This window comes from Acinetobacter sp. YH12140 (genome assembly GCF_013418475.1).
GTDB classification, from domain to species: Bacteria; Pseudomonadota; Gammaproteobacteria; order Pseudomonadales; family Moraxellaceae; genus Acinetobacter; species Acinetobacter amyesii.
The window spans coordinates 18,333-42,800 of record NZ_VPBZ01000007.1; the positions used below are offsets into that span (position 1 = coordinate 18,333).

Consider the following 24,468-nt stretch of genomic DNA (forward strand, 5'->3'; position numbering starts at 1 on the left):
GTTAAGCTAAGTGATGAAAATTGCATAAACATGACTAAAATAACTCGAGACTTGAAAGCATGATCGAAGCATTTTTAAAAAAACTTCCCTTTTACGACAAGAAATGGTTTCAGTTTGTTTTATTTGTCATTCGACGTTTTGAAGCCGATCGCTGCCGTGAACAAGCAGGATCATTAACCTATACCACCTTGTTTGCAGTGGTACCCATGTTGACCGTATTCTTGGTCATCATCTCCTCAATTAAAGCTTTAGAACCTGCTCGTCAACAGCTTCAACAATTGATTTATAGTAATTTCCTACCGAAAACGACAATTGCTTTTGATAAAGCACTGAATGCATTCACCGATAAATCCAGTAACCTGACTGTTATTGGTGTACTGTTTTTATTCATTACCACAGTTATGATGCTGACCAGCATTGAGACAGTATTTAACCGAATTTGGCGGGTGCGTGAGACACGTGGCGGCATTATTGGCTTTATGCGCTATTGGACTATTATCTCATTAGGCCCAATCTTACTGGGTAGCGCATTTGTTGTGTCATCTACCTTGGCCTCTATGAATGTCCTCAGCAATAATTTTGCCGGCTATGAACTGGATGGGGCTTTTCTGCTGTGGATCTTGTCTTTTTCATTGACCATTTTAGGTTTTTTCATTCTGTATTGGACGATTCCCAACCGCAGTGTGCCGATTAAGGCGGCGCTGATCGCGGGTGTCTTTAGTGCCGTGGTATTTGAATTACTCAAAAACCTCTTTGGTTTTGTCATGTCAAATTTCACCAGTTATCAAATCGTTTATGGTGCATTTGCTGCGGTGCCAATTTTCCTGCTTTGGATATTCCTTTCATGGAATATCGTGCTGATTGGGGTAGAAATTAGTTATGCACTGACAGCTTTCAATTCAGGCAACGACCAAAAACGCCATCCTGTGATTATGTTGATGGATTTGCTTGAATTATTTTATAAAAAGCAAAAACTCGGTCAGAGCGTGACAGAAAAAGAAGCACTTGAGGTTTTAGGGCGTGACGAAATCGGCCGCCTGCCAAGCTATATTTTATTGTTTGAAGAGCAACACCTGATTAAACGTACAGATGATGATCATTATGTTTTAGTTCGTAATTTAACCCAAGTGGACTTTTGGAGTTTTTACAGTAAGCTGCCCTATCCGCTCCCTAAACGGCAAGATTTAGGTCGCGTCGATCCAGATGATTTTTGGATGGAAAAAATTGGGCCGCAATTGGTCGAATCTGATGATTATCTTGCGGCCAAACTCTCGATACCGCTTGCGACTATTTTTGAAGAAAAATAACCGTACATAAAAAAGGAGAGCCATAGCTCTCCTTTTTTATTTATACATAATCTTAGATCGCTGTGCACTGACGTCCCATCAATTTAGCTAACCATCGATGCAAGGTTACCGTCATCACTCCGACCATTACTAAGGCCGTCCCCAAGATAAAATTCAGTTCAACCGTTTCGTTTAAGATCAATACGCCAAAGACCAGTCCAAAGATTGGGGTAAGGAATGAAAAAACGCCCAGACCATTGGCCAGATATTTACTTAACAGCCAAAACCAAAGCATCAGGCTAAAAAATGAAATAATGAGCACATGAAAAATCATACTGCTGATGGACAACACCGTCCAATGTACAGTCATTTGTCCTGTCAGCCACGTCACGGGTAATAAAAATACACAACCACCAACCAACTGATAAAACAAGGTCTGAGTCGGAGGTGCATCAGAGAGTTTGGTGAGTCTTAATGAAATGGTGGTCAAGGCCCACATCACCCCAGCAAGTAATGCCATCGCATCACCCAACAGGGCTTGAGTGTTGACTGTAGTACTACTTTCACGTCCCATAAACGACAGTACTATTCCTGAAAAGGCAATAAAAATACCGCCCCATTGGATCGCTGTAAGCTTTTCTTCAGGCAACTTCCAATGTAAACCTAGTGCCACGAATATCGGTGCGGTATAGAGCAAGACAACGGTATGTGATGCAGAGGTATAGCGCAGGGATTCTGCCACTAAAATAAATTCGGCTGAAAATAAAAACGCCAACCAGATACCCGGCAGCAAGTATTCTCGAGTATATAAATGTGTCCCCGGCTTAAGACGAATCAGTGGAAAGACCAACAGCGCAGCCAAACCCGATCGGATGGCAATTTGCATGATCGGCGCAATATCAACCGCGGCCAATTTCAAAATGACCTGTTGAATCCCTAAAATCATGCACAAAATAATCATCAAACCAGAAGCTTTTGCATCTAGCGCCTTACGCTGTTCCACACTATTTACTCGACAATACGATAAGCAACACTATAGAACTGTCAGAAATAAAATATATACTTCAAAATAGACAAGTGATCTTCTTATTCAGGCAAAATTTTTCATGCGTCATAAAGCTCGTGCAGATCATACGCAGTTGCAACAACTTCCCACCAACGATGAAATTCAAGCAGCACTGTGGATCAGTTTTCGTGACGATCCTGCACTGTCTGTTTATCCCGTTCATGGACATGCTTGGGGCGAGTTTGTCTATGCCTTTAATGGCGTAATGGAAGTGAACATCAATCAGATTGACTATATTACCCCACCGCCTTATGGCATCTGGCTTCCCCCACATTTAGAACATAGTGGTTTAAATCGTACAGCGGTTTCACATGGAACCTTATATGTACATGAATCGCTATGTACTCACTTACCGAAACAACCGGGGATTTTACTCAGCTCACCATTAGTCACCGCGATCTTCAGCCATTTGCGTCTCTTACACCAACAAGCCGACCTCATGGAAAATACGGACGAATATCAACGCTTGCTTCATGTGATCTTAGATCAACTGCATCAAGCCAAATTGGTCAGTAGTTATTTACCGCATTCGGAACACCCTGCCCTCAAACAACTGCTTGATTATTTACATCAACATCCTGCAGATCAGAGCGCGCTTGAGCAATTGGCAAAGCGGATAAATATGACGGAACGTACTCTAGCGCGTTATTGTCAAAAAGAACTTGGGATGTCCCTGCATGAATGGCGACAACGTCTCAAAGTCATGAAAGCCATGTCCATGCTCAACGCAGGCCAAACCGTCGAAAATATTGCCTTAGAACTTGGTTATGCCAATGCCTCGGCGTTTATAAATATGTTTAAAAAATGGATGCTTTGCACCCCAGATCAGTTTAGGAAATCTACCTTAAAGCCCTAAATTTGTTTAAATTTAGCCCACAGTATCTCTATAAAGTGATTCAACAATCCGCTAAGATCAAAAAATCTACGAAAAATGATAATAATTCCATTTCAAATGAATAAAAAAACCATTTTAGCGCTGTATTTATCTGCCGTATTTTTAATGGCTTGTAGTTCCAAAGAACAGCGTGAATTTAAATCTGCACTCAAAACCGCTCAAACGGGCGATGTGACCGCACAAATGAAAGTGGGTGATTTATACCTCAGTGGAACGGGCACAGAACAAAATATCGAACAAAGTGTACATTGGTACAAAGCTGCTGCGGATCAAGGCACTACGGACGCATTCGCATGGTTGATGACTCAAGCCTATCAAGGCAACCCACATGCAGATCAAGTGATTCGAAAGATGCAGCAAGATGGCAATATTTTCCTTGCACACTGGGTGCTAGACCTTGCAAAAAAGACTCATGATCCTGCTGCTGAATATACCGTTGGTTGGATGTACGACACGGGAAAAGGCTTAATTCAAGATAAGCACCAAGCGCAAATTTGGTATGAAAAAGCTGCCAAACAAAAGAATGTCGAAGCGATCAAAGTCTTGGGAAATCAACATTATTTTTCTGAACATCCTTCCTCAACACCCGACAAAGCAGCTGAATATTTAAGCTATGCCGCAGAACAAGGGCAAGATGCTGACGCGGCGATGAAAATGGCACATTATTATCATTATGATATTCGAGATGGTAAAAAAGCGCGACAATGGTATGCCAAAGCAGGTGCATTGGGAGACACCGACTCACAGCATATGGCCGACACCTATGAAACATGGAAAGACACTGGTCCATTACAACCCAATGAGCCACCGCCATCAAGTAGCACTGAATAAATCAATCAAAAAAAGGCTGCATTAAGCAGCCTTTTTTGTATTTCGTTCACAGTTTATTTGACAAAGGTTGTCCAGATATAATCCTGATTTTTTCCTTTTAGGGTCATTTTCAACTGCTCACCTGACTGTAGTGCCGCGACACCTGCAGGCGTACCTGTCATGACCACATCACCCGCTTCAAGACTAAACACTTGGCTAATATCGGCCAGTAATGTACCCACATCAAAAATTAGCAATGCAGTATCACCGTTTTGACGCAGTGCATCATTGACATGCAAGGTGTAATGCACATTTTTCCAATCTTGAACCACCTCTTGGACATCGACCCAATCCGCAAGGATACAAGAACCATCATAAGCTTTGGCACGTTCCCACGGCTGACCTTTTTTCTTTAAGTCATCTTGTAGATCACGCAAAGTCAGATCTAGGCCCAAAGTCACAGCTCCAACTGCTTCTAAGGCTTTGAGAGGATCAGTTTCAGCCGATAAAGGACGATCAATACGTAAACTTAATTCGCATTCATAGTGGCAACTGCCCCATGCAGGATTCCATGAGATGCCTTGGTCTAATGCGGTTAATGCACTTGGCGGCTTCATAAAAAGTACAGGACGGTCAGGAATTGCATTGCCTAATTCTTTGGCATGATCTGCATAACTACGACCGACGCAAACAATTTTAGATGGACGTGACTGCATACTACTCCCTCTTTTGTTATGAATAGATTGTCTTAGTGCTGAAAAGTATTGGTAAAAATCGCTTGGTCCGCAGTATTTTTAAATGCACTTTTCGGAACAACAATCACGGTTTTATTTTTCAGTTCAAGCATATAGGTCAATTTGCCTTCAGCAAAATTTGCCACTTCAGCATAATGGAAGACATTCTTACGACCATTGGCATGAATTTCTGCATAGTCTTGAAATAAATCAATACCTTGTTCACTTTTGCCTAATTGGTATTTTACAAACTGGCGTTTAAACATCATCGGTAAAAACCAATAACGCATGATGCCTTGAAGAAGTAAAAAGAAAGCACCCAGCCCAACATAGTATGCACCGACGCCATCTACACCCAAGTAAAAACCCCAGATGATAATCCCAAGGCTAATGGCTGGCGTTAAAAAACGCGTAAATTGCTTTTTGCCAAAAGTAGCTAGTGCAAAACCATCCTGTGATTCTTCTAGATTTAAAAAATAGCGCAGCGATAATGCAGGTAGATTCTCAGACATAAGCGTATGAATATTTAAAAATGAATTGCGCTAAATACTACACCACAATTCAAACTTGCTTCATGCTTTTTAATGGTCGGTTGTAACACTTCACTACTTCCCTTCCATCTAGAAATACGTTAAAAACAGCAACAAATAAAAGATTGCATACGCAGGATGTGACATGCAGATAACAAAAATAATGATAGTGCTAGTGTTTCTGAGTGGACTGAGCATATCGACCAGTTGGGCCAAATTCGTTCAATGGCAACCCCAGATTCCTAGTAGTTTGGACTTGTTTAATGGCAATGCCAAAGCCTTGGCCAATCTTGCCGGTGATCACATCGTGATTTTTGCGCATCCCTCACAGCAGATTAGTCTGCCCACGATGAAAGCAGGTCAAAAAGTCGTTGGTAAATTTCAAAGTGCCGCTGTGGTTGTCCCAACCAACAGCAAAAATGTGGCCAGATTACTCAGTAATTATCCAAACTACGCCGGCTTATTTCCCACGCTAAAATCTGCTGAGGTTTTGCAACAGCAAGGTTCAACCAGCCAAGTTGAATATCGTATCCATATCCCGACACCGATTCCGGTTTTAAACTTTAAAGAAACCGTGGTGATGCAGCACCAAATTGATCACAACAGCATTAATAGTTTGGTTCTACAAGCACCGGTGCCCTTTGGGGCTGGGAAAATTGAATGGTTTGAGATTGACGCACAACACACCTTGATTAGTGTGACCCAATGGGGCGATTTAAATCAGCCCAAAGGTTTTTTGTTTAGCAAAATATTAAATGCCTTACCCGATGCCAAATTAGGGATTCCTGCGGGAACCAATGGTTTTTTACTCGAATCATTACAGCGCCGATTTAAAGCCTTTAGTAGTGAAACTCTCGCTGCAAATCAATTGCCTGAACACAAATTAAATGCCTCTCAACTCGACAAGGTCACTCAATTAAGTCAAAGCTCGAAAGAACCCGTGTCCTTTATTTTGACAGCGCAGCGCGTTCCCTTTGGGCAAAACTATGAAGTGATGCGCTTTAGCACCAGTTTTCAATATTATGCACAAGAGCCTTCGAGCTTACAGCGCTGGATTAATGTGTCTTCGTTCAAGCACTTATTTCCAAGACAAGTTAAACATATGCAAGTGCAGAAAATTAATCCGCACCTCATGGATGCCGACTATAAAATTTCGGTGGGTTTAGGCGTGATCAATATTCCCTTTGATTTTAAAATGCGTTTTAACTACCCAGACTTACTGCAAAATCAATACACCGCGACAGGTGGGGACTTAAAGTTTGTCCGAGGTGCCATGCATATTCGTCCCTTACAACAAGGGTCGTTATTACAATTGACCAGTGCGATGAAGATTGATGACAAAGCACCGTTTTTACTTCGTGCTATGCGCAGTATGCCGTATCACGACATGTTGCCGGCTTTAGGGGGCAATACCGTCTTTGCACTCAAAGTTAAACAGAAGTTAAGTTAGAACCTCGAGTGATGAGCTGAATTTATTGTTTTTAGCTATATTTCAGACACAAAAAAACCGCAACATGTGCGGTTTTTTCAATCTTGATCAAGTTGGTGCGCTCAGAGAGATTCGAACTCCCGACCCCTTAGTTCGTAGCCAAGTGCTCTATCCAGCTGAGCTATGAGCGCGACGTCTTGATGAGGCTCATTATACGTGATTTTTATTTTTTGTTAAGAGCTTTTTCATATAAATTTAACCAAACGCACAGCAAATAAACAATTACCCTTTAAACACGCTAAAAATCAGCTAGATTTACTTTTTTAATGGCTTTTGCATCACAAGTTTGGAATTTAAACTTAGCAATACTCACGTATAAATGCTCAAGATAGATAACAAATCTATCGCCATCATTGAATCGCGGCTTTAACTCACCCAACTTTTTCTTTATCTAGCTTTAAAAAATGCATCGCCATGAACATCTGAAATGAGGGTTTATCTGCTGAAAAAAGCAAAATCAAATTTACTGATGGGTTGTCTTATGACAAAAGATTTTTTTTATACAATCCAAGCAAAAGACAAAAGACAAAAGACAAAAGACAAAAGACAGCTATATCAAAACGATAAATCACAAGCACAAAAAAACCGCAACATGTGCGGTAATTTGTTCAAGTTGGTGCGCTCAGAGAGATTCGAACTCCCGACCCCTTAGTTCGTAGCCAAGTGCTCTATCCAGCTGAGCTATGAGCGCGTAACTTGTGTCGTCTTAAAAGACTACGTTTTCAGATTTACTTATTGGTGCGCTCAGAGAGATTCGAACTCCCGACCCCTTAGTTCGTAGCCAAGTGCTCTATCCAGCTGAGCTATGAGCGCGACATAAGTAAATCGTGGCGGTGAGAGAGGGATTCGAACCCTCGATACAGTTGCCCGTATGCATCCTTAGCAGGGATGTGGTTTCAGCCACTCACCCATCTCACCGTAACGTGCCGCCATAATACAAAGATCATGATACGACTGCAAGCACAGTCGTTATATTTTTTTCATTTTTTTACTCAATTAGATATTTTTTAAACGATTTTCAAAAAATTAGTGCAAAATTAGTTCAGCGCACACTGCTGTCCCCTACATTTCAGCTTTAAACCTTATAAAATATCGGTATAAAACACTTTATTGCAATCAATTGCGTGCAGTATCTGCTTGCATGACTTATGCTAATCCTAATCTTCTGATTTGAAGCCAAATACATATGAAAAACTGGGTCGACCCTGAAGCAAAAGCTGAAGCCGAACGTTATGACAATCCAATTCCAAGCCGTACTCTAATTCAAGAGACGATTGAACAACTGAAAACTGCAATGTCGCATGCCGATCTTGTAGAACATTTTGAAATTGCCGATCAAAAAAGTATTGATGCACTGAGTCATCGTCTGATTGCGATGGTTCGAGATGGTCAGTTGATGAAAGATGGATTTAAGTTCCAGCTTGCAGCTGAGCAACCGACTCATGAAGCAACGGTCTATATCAACTCTAAAGGTCTGGGTACAGCCAGCATTAGCGGTGAAGATGACTTATTATTGCCTGAGCGCGAGTTACGTCAGGTCTTTAATGGTGACCGCGTCAAGGTACGCCAAACCTCAGTTGACCGTAAAGGTAAAGCTTGGGGCTTTATTACTGAAGTTCTACAGCATCGTGTCAAAGAAATTATTGGTAAAGTGTCTGAGTATGAAGGTGAATATTTTATTCAGCCGGCAAATCCTAATGCACACCAACCGATTACTTTAGAAAAAGAATTAATCGAGCATGCCAAAGTCAAACTCGGCGACTCTGTACGTATTGCGATTGACAGCTACCCAACCAAAGAAGAATTTGCGACAGGTCATATTGTTCAGTCGATGGCAGATAAAGTAGACACTGAAATTATTATTCCACAAACCATTTTAGAGTTTGGTTTACCTTACGAATTCCCTGAAGCGGTACAACAAGAAGCCGACAGCTTTAAAGAACCATCAGAACAAGACCGTGAAGGTCGTGTCGATTTACGTGATTTAGCACTTGTCACCATTGATGGTGAAGATGCACGCGACTTCGATGATGCCGTGTATGCGGAAAAACGTCCGGGTGGTGGTTATCGCGTTGTGGTGGCAATTGCCGATGTCAGCCATTATGTACGTCCGGGTAAACCGCTCGATGACGAAGCTCAAGAGCGCGGTACATCGGTGTACTTCCCTCATTTTGTATTGCCGATGTTGCCTGAAGCGCTGTCGAATGGTTTATGTTCTTTGAACCCACACGTAGACCGTTTATGTATGGTCTGTGATTTAAACTTATCTCGCGCGGGTCGTGTTACTAAGTTTGAATTCTATCCGGGTGTAATGCATTCAAAAGCTCGTTTGACTTATACCCAAGTGGCCGAATATTTTGAGGGTAATAGTCAAGCCATTCCTGACGACCGTGATGTACGTAAATCGGTCAATACCCTATTCCAATTGTATCAAGTGTTGAAAGGCTTACGTGCTGAACGCCACGCGATGGAATTTGAAACCGTTGAAACCTATATGACCTTTGATGAGCTTGGCGGTATTAATGAAATCCTACCGCGTAGCCGTAATGATGCACACAAACTGATTGAAGAATGTATGTTGCTGGCAAACGTCGCAGCGGCAGAATATGCATTAAAAAATGAAATTCCGATGCTGTACCGTGTGCATGAGCCACCTGAGTTCTCACGCATTCAAAAGGTTCGTGATTTTGTGAAGTTATTGGGTCTGCCATTCCCTGAACAGCCAACTCAGGCCGACTATCAAGCCGTGATTGATGCCACCAAAGACCGTATTGATGCTCCAAGCATTCATGCGGTTTTACTCCGCTCAATGATGCAAGCCTATTATGGCGCGAACAATGCAGGTCACTTTGGTTTGGCCTACGAAGCGTATACACATTTCACTTCTCCAATCCGTCGTTATCCAGACTTGTTACTTCACCGTGCCATCAAAGCACAATTGAAGAAAAAACCTTACCCAATTTCTGGCGCTTCGCTGGATGATGCGGGTGAACACTTCTCTGCGACCGAGCGCCGTGCAGATGAAGCTTCTCGTTCTGTCACTACATGGTTGAAGTGCCATTACATGCAGCAGCATTTGGGTGAAGAGTTTGTCGGCACCATCAGTGCGACTGCTGAATTTGGCCTGTTTGTAACGCTCAAAGACTTATATGTTGATGGCATGATCCACGTCAGCCAATTGGGTGATGACTTCTTTGTCTATGACCAACCGAGTCAGAGCTTAATTGGTCAATCTCGAGGTCAAGTTTTCAGTCTCGGCGATGAAGTGAAAATTAAAGTCGCTGGTGTGAATCTAGAAGAGCGCAAAATCGACTTTGAATTGATTCAACAATTGAGCCATGCAGGTCGTGCTATTCGCGCGCGTGCCCCTCGTGTTGCAAAACCTACAGCCAAAGAAGAAGTCTTTTTAGAACGTAAAACCAACGCTGCTGAAGATGGAGAACAGCCCATACGACGCAAAAAATCGAAATCTAAGCCCAGTTCATTCGGTAAAAAGCCTGCTAAAAAATCTGCAAGCAAATCTGAAGCGAAGGCTAAAGATAAAGTGAAGAAAAAATCAAAACCGAAAAAGAAAAAATCCAATGCAAAATCATCTGCGGATTAAGGTTTAAATCAAGAGCGCTTCGGCGCTCTTTTTGATTCTAAAACTAAAATTAAATGTTTGATATTTCAACCAATATTTCTATCTTCTAGCCGTCTTTTAACGGCGGTTATTATGAAAACAATATTTACTGTACTACTAACATGTTCAATTTTATTCAGCACAGGGTGTGCAACCATGTTTAATGGTTCATCTCAAACGGTCAACATTCGTAGTAACGATGCCGATGCAAAACTCTATGTAAATGAAGAGTATATGGGTAAAAACAATGCTGTTTATACTTTTAAAAAGAAAGAAAACTATGTTTTAAAGGCTGAAAAAACAGGCTGTAAAACGATTACAGTCGTTCCTACAAAAACGTTTGACCCTACAACCCTTCTCGGGGTTTTAGTCGACTGGGGAATTATTTCTATTTTAGTGGTTGATGGTGCGGCAACAGGCTCGTGGCAGAAATTCAATCAAACAAATTTTGTGATTGATCCTGATTGTTAATTCATCATTAAGCCTGCATTACATGTAGGCTTTTTATTTCATAATAAAGAATAAAAATATAAACCTTGATTTAACCCGCAACAAACCCTACATCTATAAATAACTCAGGATTTATATGAAGTAGAAAATATGACTTTAGAAAAGGCAACTTTGCCCGTTCCTCAATTTGATCAAATTACCTTAGATCAACTCAAAGAAAAAATTCAAAGCGCCATTCAACAAGGTCAGCAATTTCTCAATGAATTAACAGAAGTCCCTGATTCGATTCAGCAACAACTGAATACCTTAGAACAAGTTGATCGCCTAGAAAATAATATGAGCGAAGCTTGGGGCGTGTTGTCACACTTAAATGCTGTGATGAACAACGCGGAAACCCGTGAGCTGTATCAGGCTTTGTTACCCAGCCTGAGTGAGTACTATACACAGCTAGGTCAACATATAGCGTTGTATCAAACCTATCAGCATGTACATGACAACAGTGTATTTGACACGCTTCCTGCAGCACAACAAAGCGCGATTAAACTTGCGTTACGAGATTTTAAACTTTCAGGCGTAGCCTTAGAAGGTGAAGCGAAAAAACGCTATGCAGAAATCTCTGCACGACTTTCACAGTTATCATCAGACTTTTCCAATCACGTATTGGATGCCACCCAAGCCTACTTCAAACCTTTAACTGAAGCGCAGCTCAAAGGACTACCTCAAGGCAGTATTGAACTTCTGAAACAATATGGTCAGCAACGCGAACTCGAACAGGCTGTAGCCACACTCGACTTCCCGTCTTATATTGCCATTATGACCTATGCAGAAGACCGCGAAGTGCGTGAAGCACTCTATAAAGCCTATACCACACGTGCTTCTGATCAGGCAGACTCTGCTGAATTTGATAATACAGCGGTCATGGAAGAAATCTTGAAACTACGTCAGGAAATGGCTAGCCTGCTTGGTTTTAACAACTACGCCGAATTGTCTTTAGCAAGCAAAATGGCACCCGATGTGGCAACTGTAGATCAGTTCCTGATTGAATTGGCAGAACATGCGCGTGCGCCAGCAGAGAAAGAAATCGCTGAACTGAAAGCCATTGCAGCGCAAGACGGTATCACTGAGTTGCAACCGTGGGATGCCACTTTCTATTCAGAAAAACTCAAAGTTAAACAGTTTAATTTGTCACAAGAAGACCTGAAGCCCTACTTCCCTGCACCTAAAATTATTCAAGGCTTGTTCAGCATTGTAAATCGCCTCTATGGTATCAATGTGATCGAGCGTGAAGCTCCTGTTTGGCATCCCGATGCACGTTACTTTGAACTTGAAGATCAAGGCAGCGTGATTGGCGGTTTCTACTTTGACCTGTATGCACGAAGCGGTAAACGTGGCGGCGCATGGATGAGCGGCTTCCGTTCACGCATGCAAACTGAAAATGGTCTGCAAAAACCAATTTGCTACATGGTCTGCAACTTTACCCCACCTGTCGGTGAGCAAGCTGCTTTACTTACCCATGATGAAGTAACGACGTTGTTCCACGAATTTGGTCATGGCTTACATCACATGCTCACTGAAGTCGATAATATTGCTGTGGCTGGTACACATGGCGTGGCGTGGGATGCAGTAGAGCTACCAAGTCAATTCATGGAATTTTGGACTTGGGATCAAGAAAGTTTAGATTTACTCAGTGAACATATCGAATCAAAACAAACTTTACCAGCCGATCTGCTAAAAGCACTGCAAGATGCACGTTTCTTCCAGTCTGGGATGCAAACTTTACGTCAAATTGAATTTGCCATGTTTGACTTAAATATCCATAAGGTCAACCCTGCTTTGGACGCTGCAGGCATCCAAAAAACCTTAGATGATATTCGTCAAAAATATGCAGTTGCACCCACCACTTCGTACAACCGTTTCCAACATGGTTTCAGTCATATCTTCGCAGGTGGTTACGCTGCTGGCTATTATTCATACAAATGGGCAGAGGTTTTGGCAAGTGATGCCTTCGACCGATTCGAAAATGAAGGAATTTTTAATACTTCGACTGGCAAGTCGTTTAGACAATTTATTCTAGCAGTTGGCGGAAAAGATACGGCACTTGACGCATTTATCAATTTCCGCGGACGCGAGCCAAAAATAGATGCTTTGCTGCGTCATCAAGGTTGGACGAACGCATCTAAAAACGCTTAAACTAGGGACCTTAGTTAGATTCAAGGTAAGTATGATGACCATTAAACGACGCTTCATTGCAGGTGCAAAATGTCCAAAATGCCAAGCGGTGGACCGGGTTGTCATGCTGACCTCTGGCGAAGACGAATGGATCGAATGCATTGATTGTGGTTACAGTGAAAATCGACCGACTCATGTCGATCAACCTGAACAACCCGCCGTGCCAGACGATATCGGTGTGATCCAATTTAAGCCACGTCAGCCTAAATAAAAATTAAGGTCAAGCAATGACAGAAGATCAAAGACATAATCCAAAATTGTTAGTTGGAATCATTGGGGGCTTAACGTTATTGATTGCTATCTTTTTTGCATATCAATGGTTAAGCAGCAGTACAGCAGATAAATCTGCGCTTCAAGAAGAAATGGTCGCTGCACCGGCTAAACCGCCTGTTGCAGTCCCAGTCCAATCTGAAACTGAAGCATCAGTCCCTGTCGCAGAGACTGAAACCCTTAAATTGGTCGAAGAAGACATTTTAGATGCAGCTGTACCTGAAAATGCCTCTTTAGCCAAAGAGGAAATTGCCAAATTAGATGACATTCAACAACAATTGAATGATCAGGAGCAAAGTTTAAAACAGCAGCATTCTGATGCAGATGAGCTGATTAAACTGAAAGAAGAACAAATTAAATTACTCGAAGCACAGTTAGCACAACAAGCAAAATAACCGACTTCTGCTACACCATGCGTACTTATAGGCTAGAATATCATCAGATTTTCTAGCCTTTTTGTTATGTCCACTACTACACCACAAAATATCCCCAAAGCAATTGGCTTTCTCATGCTATCAGCGCTGCTTTTTTCCATCATGGGGGTTTGTATACGCTACGCATCCCACACAGTAGATAATGCCACCATCGTATTTTTTCGCAATGCGGTTGGCTTATTGATCTTTCTACCTTTGATCCTACAAAAGGGCAGCACATTTTTTAGAACTGAAAAATTGTGGATGCATACATGGCGTTCAATTGTAGGCTTGGTGGCAATGTATGGCTTTTTTTATGCCATTGCCCACTTAAAACTCTCCAATGCCATGGTCTTCACCTATTCCTCGCCGATCTTCATCCCCTTAATTGCATGGTTATTTTTAAAAGAAAAAATGACCCTGAGTATGCTCATTGCCGCAGTCATTGGTTTGATTGGCGTCCTCTTCGTCGCAAAGCCCGATGCAGGAATGTTCAATCAGTTATCACTGATCGGACTAACCGCAAGCTTCTTGGCAGCCATGGCATTTGTCACTGTCCGTGCCCTTACTGCAACTGAACCACCTGAACGCATCGTGTTTTATTTCTGCTTTATTGGCACGCTCATATCGATGATCCCGATGCTCTGGCTCTGGCGTCCTTATAGTTTAAAGGAGTTAGCTTTTCTGATTACAGCGGGACTTTTGGCCAATATCAGTCAAATTTTTATGTCCAATGCCTATAAGCTTGCACCCGCAGGTCAAATTGGCCCCGTGAACTATATCGCGATTATTTTTGCGGGTATTTGGGGCTTTGCACTGTGGCAAGAATTGCCAGATATTTACAGCCTATTCGGTTTTGCTTTTATATTTTTAGCGATTTTGCTATGTAGTCCGTTCCTACAAAATAAGTTTAAAAAGTCATAAATATCCATTCATTTACCTTCAAACGCACAGCCCCTTATTCAATAAAAAAAGCACCCGAAGGTGCTTTTTTAATGGCTCACTGCGAACTTATTGGTACCAACCAAACAGTTTCAGAATATAAGGAGCATAAGTCACGATCACCAAAGCTGGGAACAATACAAGGATCGGTAAAATCCAACGTTCATAGCGATAATAGAAATTGGTGTATTGGGCTTTTGCTTCTGCATCTGCTGCCCGTACCTCTTCATCCCCGACGGAGAGTCGTGTCAATAAGTGATTCAGCGCTACAGGTGGCGAAACATAACCGAGCTCAAAGGCAACCAAAACGATCATCCAGAAGTGAATCGGATGGATACCATTTTCATAAGCGACTGGTGCAATCGTTGCTGCAACCAAAATCACTGCCCCGAATGGATCTGTCGTCATACCAATAATCGCCAACAACAATGCGATAAAGGCCAATGAAATATAGATATTGCCCAAATGCGTTGGTAATAATTCAACGATTTCTGTACGTTCAATCAAACCGCCGACACTTGCCGACAAGGCCATTAAGATAATTAATGCGCCAATGTGTCCAACTGTTTCTGAAGAAGCAAACCAAATTGAACTACCGAAACCACGACGGTTAGCCCCATGTCCACCATGTTCACGCATGAACTCAGAACTTTGCTCATGTTGTAAGCTGAGTTGTTCATGTACATCTACAGTTTGCGAAGTAAAACGATCTGCAAACCAACGATCAAACATAATGTAAACAATCAGAATAATCGGTAGAACCACAGGTGCGGTGAACTCATCCATTTGTGTATCTAAACCGTACTTGTAGAAAGCAATGACAAGCAAGGTCAGTACGATATACGGAATCACAGGAATGAACGCTTTCAGCATGCCCGGAATAGCCACTTTCGGCGATGCCACACGGAAACGTGTTTCTGCCAAGAACAGTGAAATTCCCAAGAACAAGAATGCTGTGAGCCAGAACACATAGATACCGTGATCAAATAGCTCATCTGACGTCACATGGCGGCTATCAAGCATCGAGATCAGGATAATCAATAGACATGGACGGATGACCACACCTAAGGAACCTGACATTGCAGATACAGCGAGTGCGAACTGACGACGAGAGCCAGAGTTCCACACTTCTTTATAAATAATTGCACCGGCTGCTACAACGAAGATCCCGGAAGCGCCGGTATAAGCAGTTGGAATAGCCGCGGCAATCAGAATTAACCACGTCAAAGTCTCAGGTGCTAAGTTCCATGGACGTAAAATCCCCAAGAACAAATCCATCACGCGCGTTTGGGTCAATAACATCCCGGCCCAAATAAACAGTGCAAGGTTTAGGAAAATCCCAGAGAATTCGACCAATTGTCCGAGGTAAATCCCCTGACCCATTGGGTAGTCCATAAAGAAGGTAAATGCTACACCCGTAATAATCGCCATAAAGGCATACAACGGTACACTCAATAGCGCAAAACCAATATTCCCTGGACCCGGCTCTTTCGCAGCAGGTGGTTTAAAGAACTGATAAATACTGATGAGCGTGACAATACCAAACAAGGCTAACCACAACCAATATACCGCCAAGGTTTCTGTGGTCGATTTCACCCCAGAATTTAGGACTGAATTAAACTGACTATATACCGAGAAAGTTAATAGACCATTACCAATCGCCATGAATAAAGCATAAACTTTATAATCCAAGCGTGTAGTTGGCGCACGTAGACCAATATGATGGAACTTCACTGAAGCGGTAATGGCAGATACCAAGACCATCAATAAAAGAATCAATACACGGTTTTCAGAACCAAATTTAAAGATGCCAAAGAATGTCGTCTCAATCGCACGATAAGTACGAATACTTGGATGCTCATCTAAATAAGCTTTTGCTTTGTCATAAAATTGGAATTTTTCTTCACATTGCTGTACACCTGCCATGACCGATGCACGTACATCGGATTCAGATGCTGTACCAAAAATGTCAGCAAATTCGTCAGCCGCATTGGCTTTCATTTGCGTTTGCACCATTTTTTCTACATCTGGGTGGCGGTCACAATCTGGCTTGGTCGGTTCTGCACGTAAAAATGAATACTGCATCCCAATGCTTTCATTACCATACAAACGCTCACCAGTACGCAGAAGCTGACCATGAATCATCTCCCCTGTCCCGATAATCAATGTAAGCAGAAGCAAGATCAACACGACTAGAGTCGAAATCCATTCTGTCCAGACATACCTTAACAGCCCGACGATGCCGGATCTGTTTTGTGTATCATTTTGCATGAGTCTTCCTATTTTTTATTTTGGAGCCTAGAGGGGCTAAGCATCCTTTTCCTTATCGGCTCGAGAAGTTCCTTTCCCTGACCTAACTGTTTTATTATTACGTTTAAATTTGCATCAATATTCAAAACATTAAAATGACAATATGTATTTTCTTTTCGGTTTTTTTTGTCAACCCAATCACCTAAAGTGCGTTAGCGATCCCAGAAATAATTACCAATAAGATAAAACACGGCGATGACAATGCCCCAAATCACCCCCAATAAATGGGCTTCGACTAAAACGGGGCTTCCTATTAATTCTGCCGTTCCGGTATTCCCTACGGTATTTTCCCACACCAATTTTGCCAAAATCAGCAAGAGGACAAAGGCTGCAAAATTTCGCTCCCGCTTATACATTAAATGTACGCAAGCGACCGCAACATAGGCGCCATGCAAGACACCAGATAATCCTGCATAGGCTTCAATATCGGGAAGGAAAAAATAGAAACTTAGACTGATTAAAGGGGATAAAATCAATAAGATGGCAACAAAGTGCCATATTGAAACTCTTGGAAAAATAAACGGTAAGCAGATAAAGGCCAACATATTTAAAGCAAAATGAATCCAACCAACATGAACCCAATGGGCCGTCCATAAGCGCCAAAAGTCATGAAATAAATCATCTTGCCAGTAGATAAAATAGTCTTTAAATACCTGTAGCGAGGCACAGATCGAAACGAATACGGCAAGAAAGACAATTTTCGGAATTAAAAATTGTGTTTTCATTTTCGCTCCTCCTGTACCTCACATTTGGACTACATGCTTTATTAATTTGTTGCAGCGCCACTCGTTTCTGTAGCACCACTGCTTTCAGCTTCTCCACTAAACAAATCATCGAGTTCTGAACTATTGGCACTTTCATCCCAGAAATGTTCCATACCATCATCACCGGTACGAACGCCTGTATGTTCAGTCCAATAACGATCTGAAATCCCTTTCACCATGCTTTCAGCCATACTGTCGATAAGCTTAAATTGTGGATTAACAGGTTTTTCATCGCTACGCGCTTGTGCAAAGGTACGTAAGGCATCACGGATTTTCGCATCATCGCCACTGGCTTGTGCAGCAACTGCATATAACGCATGTGACAGTCTTACGCCTTTTTGCTCACCAATTTGCGCGGATTGTTTTAAGGTCTGGTATGGATCAGGTTTTCCATCTCCTGCACCCGGCAATAACGTCCAGATCACAGCGCGGGTTGCATTTGGTGCGCCCCAGAATTTTTCATTATTCAGACACACCATACCGCGTTCAACGATCGCAGCAATGTCTTTTGGAACGTTTACCGCCCCACCCGAGTTAATATCATTGGTCATGGCCTGTAAGCCACTTAACATTCCCAACATATACACTGTTTGGTCAATGTCGCTGTTCATTTTTGGACAGCCTTCACCTAGACTTTTCTTATACTTCTTTTCAAAACGATCTTGAAATAATTGATAGCCGGTATATTGACGCTGTGCCGCAAGTGCCGCCCAACGCTTTTGCTCAACACGGGCATCCTGTGCTTCAGTCACTTGGTTGGCTTTAGATGCACGTAAATAGCGTAACTCTGCATCCAAGGCTTTTTGTTCTGCACAGATCCCTGCTGCTGAATACATCAACACTGCCACACGTGTTGGGTCTGCGCCCATATCTTTAGTGGCCATAATGGCTGGAGTTAATGAATTACCTGAATTACACACCATTTCAGCATCTTCCATGGCTAAAATGGGTGGCACAATATGTTTTTCGGTAAATCCGAGTGCAACATTAGCACCGGTTTTTACAACCTGCGAACAACCCGCGAATAATGTACTTGTTATTGCTACAACTGCCACACCCTGGCATATTTTTTGGACGCTCGACATTTTCCTGTCCTCTATAATTGTGTTTATGTCCATCACGACAAACATATCAGAAGCAAAAAATGAATAAAAGAGTATTTGCTCTAATTTGAACGACACACTGTGCCACGAATCACGCTGAATGCAATTGACTGATTTTTTAGAAAGACTAAATTTTAGGCAAAAAAAAGTAGCATAGCGACGGTTCGGCACATGCTACTTATTAACTGTGAAAGCGTTTGACTGCTTATTTTTGAGTTAACTGTTCCTTCAGCACTGTTCCTAGTCGTCCTATAACAATTGCTAACACAATCGCTATTACCAGAAACATCCAAGTTGGCATCATCATGATGATTTCCTTTAACGGCTGTTGGTAAGGCTAATATATAGGCAGAGAATCAACACACATCTTAAAATTGTCTGACAATTTAAATATTTTGCCAATAAAATCCAATCCTGTCAGACAAGATTATTTTACCTACAAGATAAGATAATGAAATATTTGTATTTTATTGAATTTTAAAAAATAAGACTGTCTAACAATTAGATCATTTTGGCCAATACTTTGAGTGATTTCCACTGTTTCAATGACAATTGATCGCGCCAAATAATCACCGGTTTTGCACGCGCATGCATAAAATACACCACGATATACATTTGATGATCCAAAATATGGCTAATTTGAACGCGTTGCACCGGGCGGTTCAGTCGTTGCAAAGACCAATCAGTTCCATCCAAATATTCTAGACTGGTGACGTGTAAATGCTTACGGAAAAACAGAACATAAACCACTAGCCCGATGAGAAAAAATATCCCCCAAAGCATGGGTGTTAGTAACTGATAAAGCAGCGTCATCAATACCGCAAAAATAAAAAACTGAAACGCATGCGATAAAAAACTGCGTTTCAGTTTGAATTGCCGATTATCCATGAACGTAATGTTTTAATTTTTGAATAAACGTTTTTAATTCAGGACGTGGCGGTTCACTAACTTCCATAAACCAATCCAACAAATCTGGATCTTCTGCAGCAACGAGTTCTGCAAACATGTCTTTTTCAGCTGCATCGGCTTGTAAATAGTAATTTTTGACGTAGGGATCAAAATAAACATCAATCTCTTTTAAACCACGACGTGCACGGTAGATCACTTTACGCTCTTCTAAGCTGATTTCATCAGTCATTGTCTTCCCCAATCGTTGAACCCGTCTAGTGTAACTCATCCACCCCATTGAAGTGGAGTGTTTTCAAAGATTGACCGAATCCTTCATCGCAATTCTTGCTTTTGAATGTTCTGCACATTGTAGTCACACGCTGCATCTTATAAGTTGAGACAAAGCCATAAAAATGAATAGGATATTCAAAATGCAATCTGGAGCGATTCGCCCACTCAACAACATGCTGCCACGTCAATTATTTAATGCAGAACATGATGCATTTCGTGAAACAGTACGAAAATTTTATGAAAAAGAAGTTGTGCCCAATATCGAAAAATATGAAAAACAACAACATGTTGACCGTGACTTATGGAATAAAGCCGGTGCCATGGGCTTGCTTTGCCCGACCATGCCCGAAGCGTATGGCGGCTATGGTGTAGACCGACTCTATAGCATGATTCTGATTGAAGAGCAGGCCTATGCTATGGACTCCTCTACCGGCTTTTCACTGCACTCCGACATCGTGGCCAATTATATTCATAACTTTGGCAATGAAGAACAAAAGTTGCATTGGCTGCCGAAAATGGCATCTGGCGAAACCGTGACTGCCATTGCAATGACCGAACCGGGCACAGGTTCAGACCTACAAGCCGTACGCACAACCGCTACAGAAGATGGTGATGACTATATTATTAATGGGTCAAAAATCTTTATCACCAATGGCTATTTATGTGACATGGCGATTGTGGTCTGTAAGACAGGCAATAGTGAAAAAGGCTCAGCTAATTTATCGCTAATTATCGTCGAGGCAGATCGCGTCGGTTTTAGTAAAGGCAAACCTTTAAACAAAATTGGCATGAAAGGTCAGGATACCTGTGAACTGTTCTTTGATAATGTCCGCGTCCCTAAAAGCAACTTACTCGGCATGCAAGGTATGGGCTTTATGATGCTGATGAAGGAATTGGCTTGGGAGCGCATGTTGGTTGCGATTATTTGCCAAGCAGGTGCAGAAGCAGCCTTTGCGCACACAGTTCAATACACCAAAGAACGTAAGGCATTTGGCAAGACCGTATCAAGTTTCCAAAACACCCGTTTTAAATTGGCAGAACTACGTACTGAGATCGATTTTTGTCGAGCTTATCTAGATCGCTGTATGGAACTACAACTTGAGGAACAGCTCGGTATTGACGCTGCAGCCGCTGCTAAATACAAAATTTCAGAAATGTTTTCCAAAGTCGTGGATGAATGTCTGCAGTTGCATGGTGGATATGGCTATATGCTTGAATATCCAATTGCACGGGCTTATATCGACAATCGAGCCAATCGTATTTATGCAGGTACCAATGAAATTATGAAAGAGCTGATTTCCCGCTCTTTATAACAACAAAGCCCATCATCTGATGGGCTTTTTTCATTCTTTCGATATCAACTTAAATCATTCACAAAATCACAGATCAGTGCAGTGACCAATGCGGGTTGCTCTTTATGCGGCATGTGATGAAGCCCTTCCAAAATCTCTAGTTCAGCATCACCTTGTATACCCGAAAAAAGTTTCTGAGCTTGTGCTGTCGTCCCGTATTCATCCAGTTCTCCATGGATGATCAAGCTTGGACACCGTACTTTTCCAACATATTGCTCGAGGTTCCATTGACGAAAACTCGGTGAGAGCCAAGTTTCAGTCCAAGCATCCAAAACCCATTGGGCTTTATCCCCATGATATTTAGCCAAGCGTTCAAGTTGTCCCAGCTGCGCAAACCCTATTTTGGCTTCACGTATACCCGATAATGTCAGTTCTTCCACTTCATACTGTGCTGCTATGGAGATCAGACCTCGACATTGTTCAGTATATTCACTGGCAATCACGACAGACATTCCCCCACCGACACTATGTCCCATCACGATAAACTGTTGAATGGAATAATGTTGAAGTAGCGCCTTAAAGCCCTGCTGTGCTTCGGCATAGACAAAATCAGTACTTAATACATCAGGATTTGCTGACGAACGACCAAAACCCAACCGATCATAAGCAATGACCTTTCTGCCAGACGCAGAAGCCAATTGCGCAGGAAAATCACGCCACAAATCCACACTCCCCAGTGAATCATGCATCAATATAATCGGAGCCAAAGTTACATCTTTATCTGCTGTTTCAGGCTGCCAAGCTTGGGTATATAGCTCATAATCATTTAATTTTATAAATTCTGAATGTTGTTGAATATTCACATTAACCCTGTGTGCTTTTCCTTATTTCAACATGATATATTTTTCGACAAATAATACGCATCAAATAAAACCCTAAAGTCACTCATTTAAAGCAAAAAAAGGAGCATCATGCTCCTTTTTTATGTAATAGACTTAAGAAACTAATCTGGGTTTAGCAGCCACTTGATCAGACTTTTTTTCAAATTTCAGCACTCCATCTTCAAATGAAGCATGCTTTAATTCTTTACGATCTGCCAAATAGTTATTGCTGACTTTCCACGGTGCATGTTTACCCTGTTTTGGCATCACATCTGCTGCACGTGCAATATAGCCTGAAGTCAAACTTCCCATTACGGTATCTTCTAACAACTCGGTCGCATCGCCTTGTGGAATCACTTGGTTATAACCATTTTGATCCATATAGTTAATCAATTTACAGATGTATTCAGAAGCAATATCGACTTTTAATGTCCATGAAGCATTAATATAGCCAATAATCATCGCCATATTGGGTACATCACTGACCATCACGCCATGGTACAACATATGTTTAGAGGTATTTAATGGCTGTCCATCGATTGTGGCTCTAATCCCGCCTAAAATTTGAATATTTAGACCTGTAGCTGAAATTACTACGTCCGCATCAAGATGCTTGCCTGATTTCAATTGAATGCCATTTTCAGTAAAACTTTCAATTTGATCGGTTTCAACAGATGCACGGCCTTCGCGTAAAATTTTAAACAAATCACCATCTGGCACCACACAAAGGCGCTGATCCCAAGGATTGTAATCTGGGGAAAAGTGCTTCATATCCACTTTACCTTTCAACTGCAACTCAATTGATTTTAATAAAAATTTACGGAGTAATTTAGGTTGCTTTTGTGCAACAGCATAAACAGCCCGTTGGACACCGATATTTCGTGCACGGGTCAGTTTATAAGCAACATCTTCAGGCAATACTTTACGCATCTTGTCATAAATGATGTCAATAGAAGGTACTGAGGCAATATAGGTTGGAGAACGCTGTAGCATGGTCACATGCCCTGCACCGCCTTTTGCCATAGCTGGTACCAATGTAATCGCTGTTGCTCCACTGCCAATAATCACCACTTTTTTGCCTGCATAATTAAAATTTTCAGGCCAATGTTGTGGATGAATGAAGGTACCTTTAAAGTTTTCCTGCCCTTTAAACTCAGGTTGGAACCCTTGGTCATAATTATAATAACCCGTACAGCCAAAGACGAAATTTGCAACCCAGGTTTGTTGTTTCTTCTTCGCATCTTCAATAACAACAGACCATTTACGAGTTTGTGAATCGTAGTTCGCACTCACCACACGATGTTGAAAATGAATTTTTTCTTTAATCTTATATTCGTCAATTACTTCAGAAAGATAGCCTTTGATCGAAGGCCCGTCTGCAAGCACACTAGATTTTTTCCACGGCTTAAAATTAAAGCCAAAAGTTGACATGTCCGAATCTGAACGAATACCCGGATATTTAAAAAGGTCCCATGTACCACCAAAACTTTCACGACGTTCAATAATTTCAAATGAACGATTAGGACAATTTTTTGAAAGATGAGCAGCCAAACCTACACCGGAGATCCCTGCACCTACAATGAGAATATCAACTTGTTTTTCCATGTTGTTCTTTTAACCTATCTTAGATTTATATTTATTAAATCACATTTTTGACAATGCACAATGTCAAGTTTAAGCAAAAGGCGATTTATTTTTATCTTTTAAGGACAAATTGAATTATTGTCTAACAATATACAGCCAACACAAAACTGCAGGCATTAAAAAAGGTCGGTTAAAAACCGACCTTTTTTAGAACAACGTACGCTGCTCTTCACGAAATTAGTTAACTTCGCGATCTACTAGCTCAACGTAAGCCATCGGTGCAGCATCACCTGCACGGAAGCCCGCTTTAAGAACACGTAGATAACCGCCGTTACGTTCTTTGTAACGAGGGCCAAGAACGGTAAATAATTTACCAACAGTTGCAGCTGAACGAGTACGAGCAAACGCTAAACGACGGTTTGCTACAGAATCGACTTTAGCTAAAGTGATTAAAGGCTCAGCAACACGACGTAATTCTTTTGCTTTAGGAACAGTAGTTTTAATTAACTCGTGTTCGAACAAAGAATTAGCCATGTTTTGGAACATCGCTTTACGATGACTGCTTGTACGGCCTAATTTCACACCACTATTACGATGACGCATGGTGATAGTCCTACTT

Annotated in this window: 22 protein-coding genes and 4 tRNA genes; 11 read left to right on the forward strand and 15 right to left on the reverse strand. The window is 41.7% G+C overall.

Features of this window, described 5'->3' with window-relative positions; translation table 11 throughout:
- Positions 1-59 precede the first annotated feature (59 nt).
- Complete coding sequence (locus tag FTU75_RS11020; RefSeq protein ID WP_180035679.1) at positions 60-1,307, forward strand: YihY family inner membrane protein; 1,248 nt, start codon at positions 60-62, stop codon at positions 1,305-1,307.
- A gap of 52 nt (positions 1,308-1,359) precedes the next feature.
- On the opposite strand, the gene FTU75_RS11025 is transcribed toward FTU75_RS11020, so the two are convergent.
- Positions 1,360-2,289 (reverse strand): DMT family transporter, encoded by a 930-nt coding sequence (locus FTU75_RS11025; RefSeq protein WP_180115966.1) that lies wholly within the window; start codon positions 2,287-2,289, stop codon positions 1,360-1,362.
- 103 nt (positions 2,290-2,392) lie between these two features.
- Here FTU75_RS11025 and FTU75_RS11030 point away from each other — a divergent pair, with 103 nt between their 5' ends.
- Together FTU75_RS11030 and FTU75_RS11035 are read left to right on the forward strand one after the other, a co-directional pair.
- Positions 2,393-3,208 carry a helix-turn-helix domain-containing protein gene (locus FTU75_RS11030; protein WP_180115967.1) on the forward strand — a complete coding sequence of 272 codons (816 nt, stop codon included), beginning with the start codon at positions 2,393-2,395 and terminating at the stop codon, positions 3,206-3,208.
- Between the two features lie 96 nt (positions 3,209-3,304).
- Positions 3,305-4,078 carry a tetratricopeptide repeat protein gene (locus FTU75_RS11035; protein ID WP_180115968.1) on the forward strand — a complete coding sequence of 258 codons (774 nt, stop codon included), beginning with the start codon at positions 3,305-3,307 and terminating at the stop codon, positions 4,076-4,078.
- A 53-nt stretch (positions 4,079-4,131) separates the two neighbouring features.
- Here the strand turns inward: FTU75_RS11035 and FTU75_RS11040 are convergent, their stop codons facing one another.
- Positions 4,132-4,773 (reverse strand): fumarylacetoacetate hydrolase family protein, encoded by a 642-nt coding sequence (locus tag FTU75_RS11040; RefSeq protein WP_180115969.1) that lies wholly within the window; start codon positions 4,771-4,773, stop codon positions 4,132-4,134.
- Between the two features lie 32 nt (positions 4,774-4,805).
- On the reverse strand, positions 4,806-5,303 hold the full coding sequence (locus FTU75_RS11045; protein ID WP_180115970.1) for a YcxB family protein: 498 nt from the start codon (positions 5,301-5,303) through the stop codon (positions 4,806-4,808).
- A 163-nt stretch (positions 5,304-5,466) separates the two neighbouring features.
- Here FTU75_RS11045 and FTU75_RS11050 point away from each other — a divergent pair, with 163 nt between their 5' ends.
- Positions 5,467-6,771: an SRPBCC family protein gene (locus FTU75_RS11050; RefSeq protein WP_373685864.1), complete on the forward strand. Its 1,305-nt coding sequence runs from the start codon at positions 5,467-5,469 to the stop codon at positions 6,769-6,771.
- A gap of 93 nt (positions 6,772-6,864) precedes the next feature.
- Here the strand turns inward: FTU75_RS11050 and FTU75_RS11055 are convergent.
- From FTU75_RS11055 to FTU75_RS11070, 4 genes are all read right to left on the reverse strand, one after another.
- Positions 6,865-6,941, reverse strand: a tRNA-Arg gene (locus FTU75_RS11055).
- Between the two features lie 483 nt (positions 6,942-7,424).
- A tRNA-Arg gene (locus tag FTU75_RS11060) sits at positions 7,425-7,501 on the reverse strand.
- A 45-nt stretch (positions 7,502-7,546) separates the two neighbouring features.
- Positions 7,547-7,623: transfer RNA gene (locus FTU75_RS11065), tRNA-Arg, on the reverse strand.
- A 15-nt stretch (positions 7,624-7,638) separates the two neighbouring features.
- Positions 7,639-7,728, reverse strand: a tRNA-Ser gene (locus tag FTU75_RS11070).
- 268 nt (positions 7,729-7,996) lie between these two features.
- Here FTU75_RS11070 and rnr point away from each other — a divergent pair.
- The 6 genes from rnr to FTU75_RS11100 all read left to right on the forward strand — a co-directional run bounded on the left by rnr (position 7,997) and on the right by FTU75_RS11100 (position 14,718).
- The gene (gene rnr / locus FTU75_RS11075; RefSeq protein WP_180115971.1) at positions 7,997-10,414 is read left to right on the forward strand and encodes a ribonuclease R; all 2,418 of its coding nucleotides are present in this window, start codon (positions 7,997-7,999) and stop codon (positions 10,412-10,414) included.
- A 174-nt stretch (positions 10,415-10,588) separates the two neighbouring features.
- Positions 10,589-10,903 (forward strand): PEGA domain-containing protein, encoded by a 315-nt coding sequence (locus FTU75_RS11080; RefSeq protein WP_257223771.1) that lies wholly within the window; start codon positions 10,589-10,591, stop codon positions 10,901-10,903.
- Positions 10,904-11,032: 129 nt separating this feature from the next.
- A complete protein-coding gene (locus FTU75_RS11085; RefSeq protein WP_180115972.1) occupies positions 11,033-13,072 on the forward strand; it encodes a M3 family metallopeptidase in 2,040 nt (679 codons plus the stop codon).
- A 40-nt stretch (positions 13,073-13,112) separates the two neighbouring features.
- A complete protein-coding gene (locus tag FTU75_RS11090; protein ID WP_180116082.1) occupies positions 13,113-13,322 on the forward strand; it encodes a YheV family putative zinc ribbon protein in 210 nt (69 codons plus the stop codon).
- Between the two features lie 16 nt (positions 13,323-13,338).
- Complete coding sequence (locus FTU75_RS11095; protein ID WP_078192446.1) at positions 13,339-13,776, forward strand: hypothetical protein; 438 nt, start codon at positions 13,339-13,341, stop codon at positions 13,774-13,776.
- Between the two features lie 66 nt (positions 13,777-13,842).
- Entirely contained in the window at positions 13,843-14,718 is an 876-nt protein-coding gene (locus FTU75_RS11100; protein WP_180115973.1) for a DMT family transporter, read from the forward strand.
- Positions 14,719-14,805: 87 nt separating this feature from the next.
- On the opposite strand, the gene FTU75_RS11105 is transcribed toward FTU75_RS11100, so the two are convergent.
- From FTU75_RS11105 to FTU75_RS11125, 5 genes are all read right to left on the reverse strand, one after another.
- Positions 14,806-17,007 carry a TRAP transporter large permease subunit gene (locus tag FTU75_RS11105; RefSeq protein ID WP_180115974.1) on the reverse strand — a complete coding sequence of 734 codons (2,202 nt, stop codon included), beginning with the start codon at positions 17,005-17,007 and terminating at the stop codon, positions 14,806-14,808.
- Positions 17,008-17,198: 191 nt separating this feature from the next.
- A complete protein-coding gene (gene rrtA, locus FTU75_RS11110; protein WP_078192449.1) occupies positions 17,199-17,771 on the reverse strand; it encodes a rhombosortase in 573 nt (190 codons plus the stop codon).
- Between the two features lie 41 nt (positions 17,772-17,812).
- Complete coding sequence (locus tag FTU75_RS11115) at positions 17,813-18,895, reverse strand: hypothetical protein (protein WP_180115975.1); 1,083 nt, start codon at positions 18,893-18,895, stop codon at positions 17,813-17,815.
- Positions 18,896-19,414: 519 nt separating this feature from the next.
- Positions 19,415-19,801 carry a hypothetical protein gene (locus tag FTU75_RS11120; RefSeq protein ID WP_111885419.1) on the reverse strand — a complete coding sequence of 129 codons (387 nt, stop codon included), beginning with the start codon at positions 19,799-19,801 and terminating at the stop codon, positions 19,415-19,417.
- Positions 19,794-20,051 (reverse strand): succinate dehydrogenase assembly factor 2, encoded by a 258-nt coding sequence (locus tag FTU75_RS11125; protein ID WP_078189264.1) that lies wholly within the window; start codon positions 20,049-20,051, stop codon positions 19,794-19,796. Before FTU75_RS11125 ends, FTU75_RS11120 begins: the two co-directional genes overlap by 8 nt.
- Before the next feature lie 181 nt (positions 20,052-20,232).
- On the opposite strand from FTU75_RS11125, the gene FTU75_RS11130 reads away from it, so the two are divergent.
- Entirely contained in the window at positions 20,233-21,405 is a 1,173-nt protein-coding gene (locus FTU75_RS11130; RefSeq protein ID WP_168379120.1) for an acyl-CoA dehydrogenase family protein, read from the forward strand.
- A gap of 44 nt (positions 21,406-21,449) precedes the next feature.
- On the opposite strand, the gene FTU75_RS11135 is transcribed toward FTU75_RS11130, so the two are convergent.
- From FTU75_RS11135 to rplQ, 3 genes are all read right to left on the reverse strand, one after another.
- The gene (locus FTU75_RS11135; RefSeq protein WP_373685865.1) at positions 21,450-22,247 is read right to left on the reverse strand and encodes an alpha/beta fold hydrolase; all 798 of its coding nucleotides are present in this window, start codon (positions 22,245-22,247) and stop codon (positions 21,450-21,452) included.
- Positions 22,248-22,379: 132 nt separating this feature from the next.
- Entirely contained in the window at positions 22,380-23,870 is a 1,491-nt protein-coding gene (locus tag FTU75_RS11140; protein WP_180115976.1) for an NAD(P)/FAD-dependent oxidoreductase, read from the reverse strand.
- A gap of 216 nt (positions 23,871-24,086) precedes the next feature.
- A complete protein-coding gene (gene rplQ, locus FTU75_RS11145; RefSeq protein WP_005012953.1) occupies positions 24,087-24,452 on the reverse strand; it encodes a 50S ribosomal protein L17 in 366 nt (121 codons plus the stop codon).
- Positions 24,453-24,468: the final 16 nt, after the last annotated feature.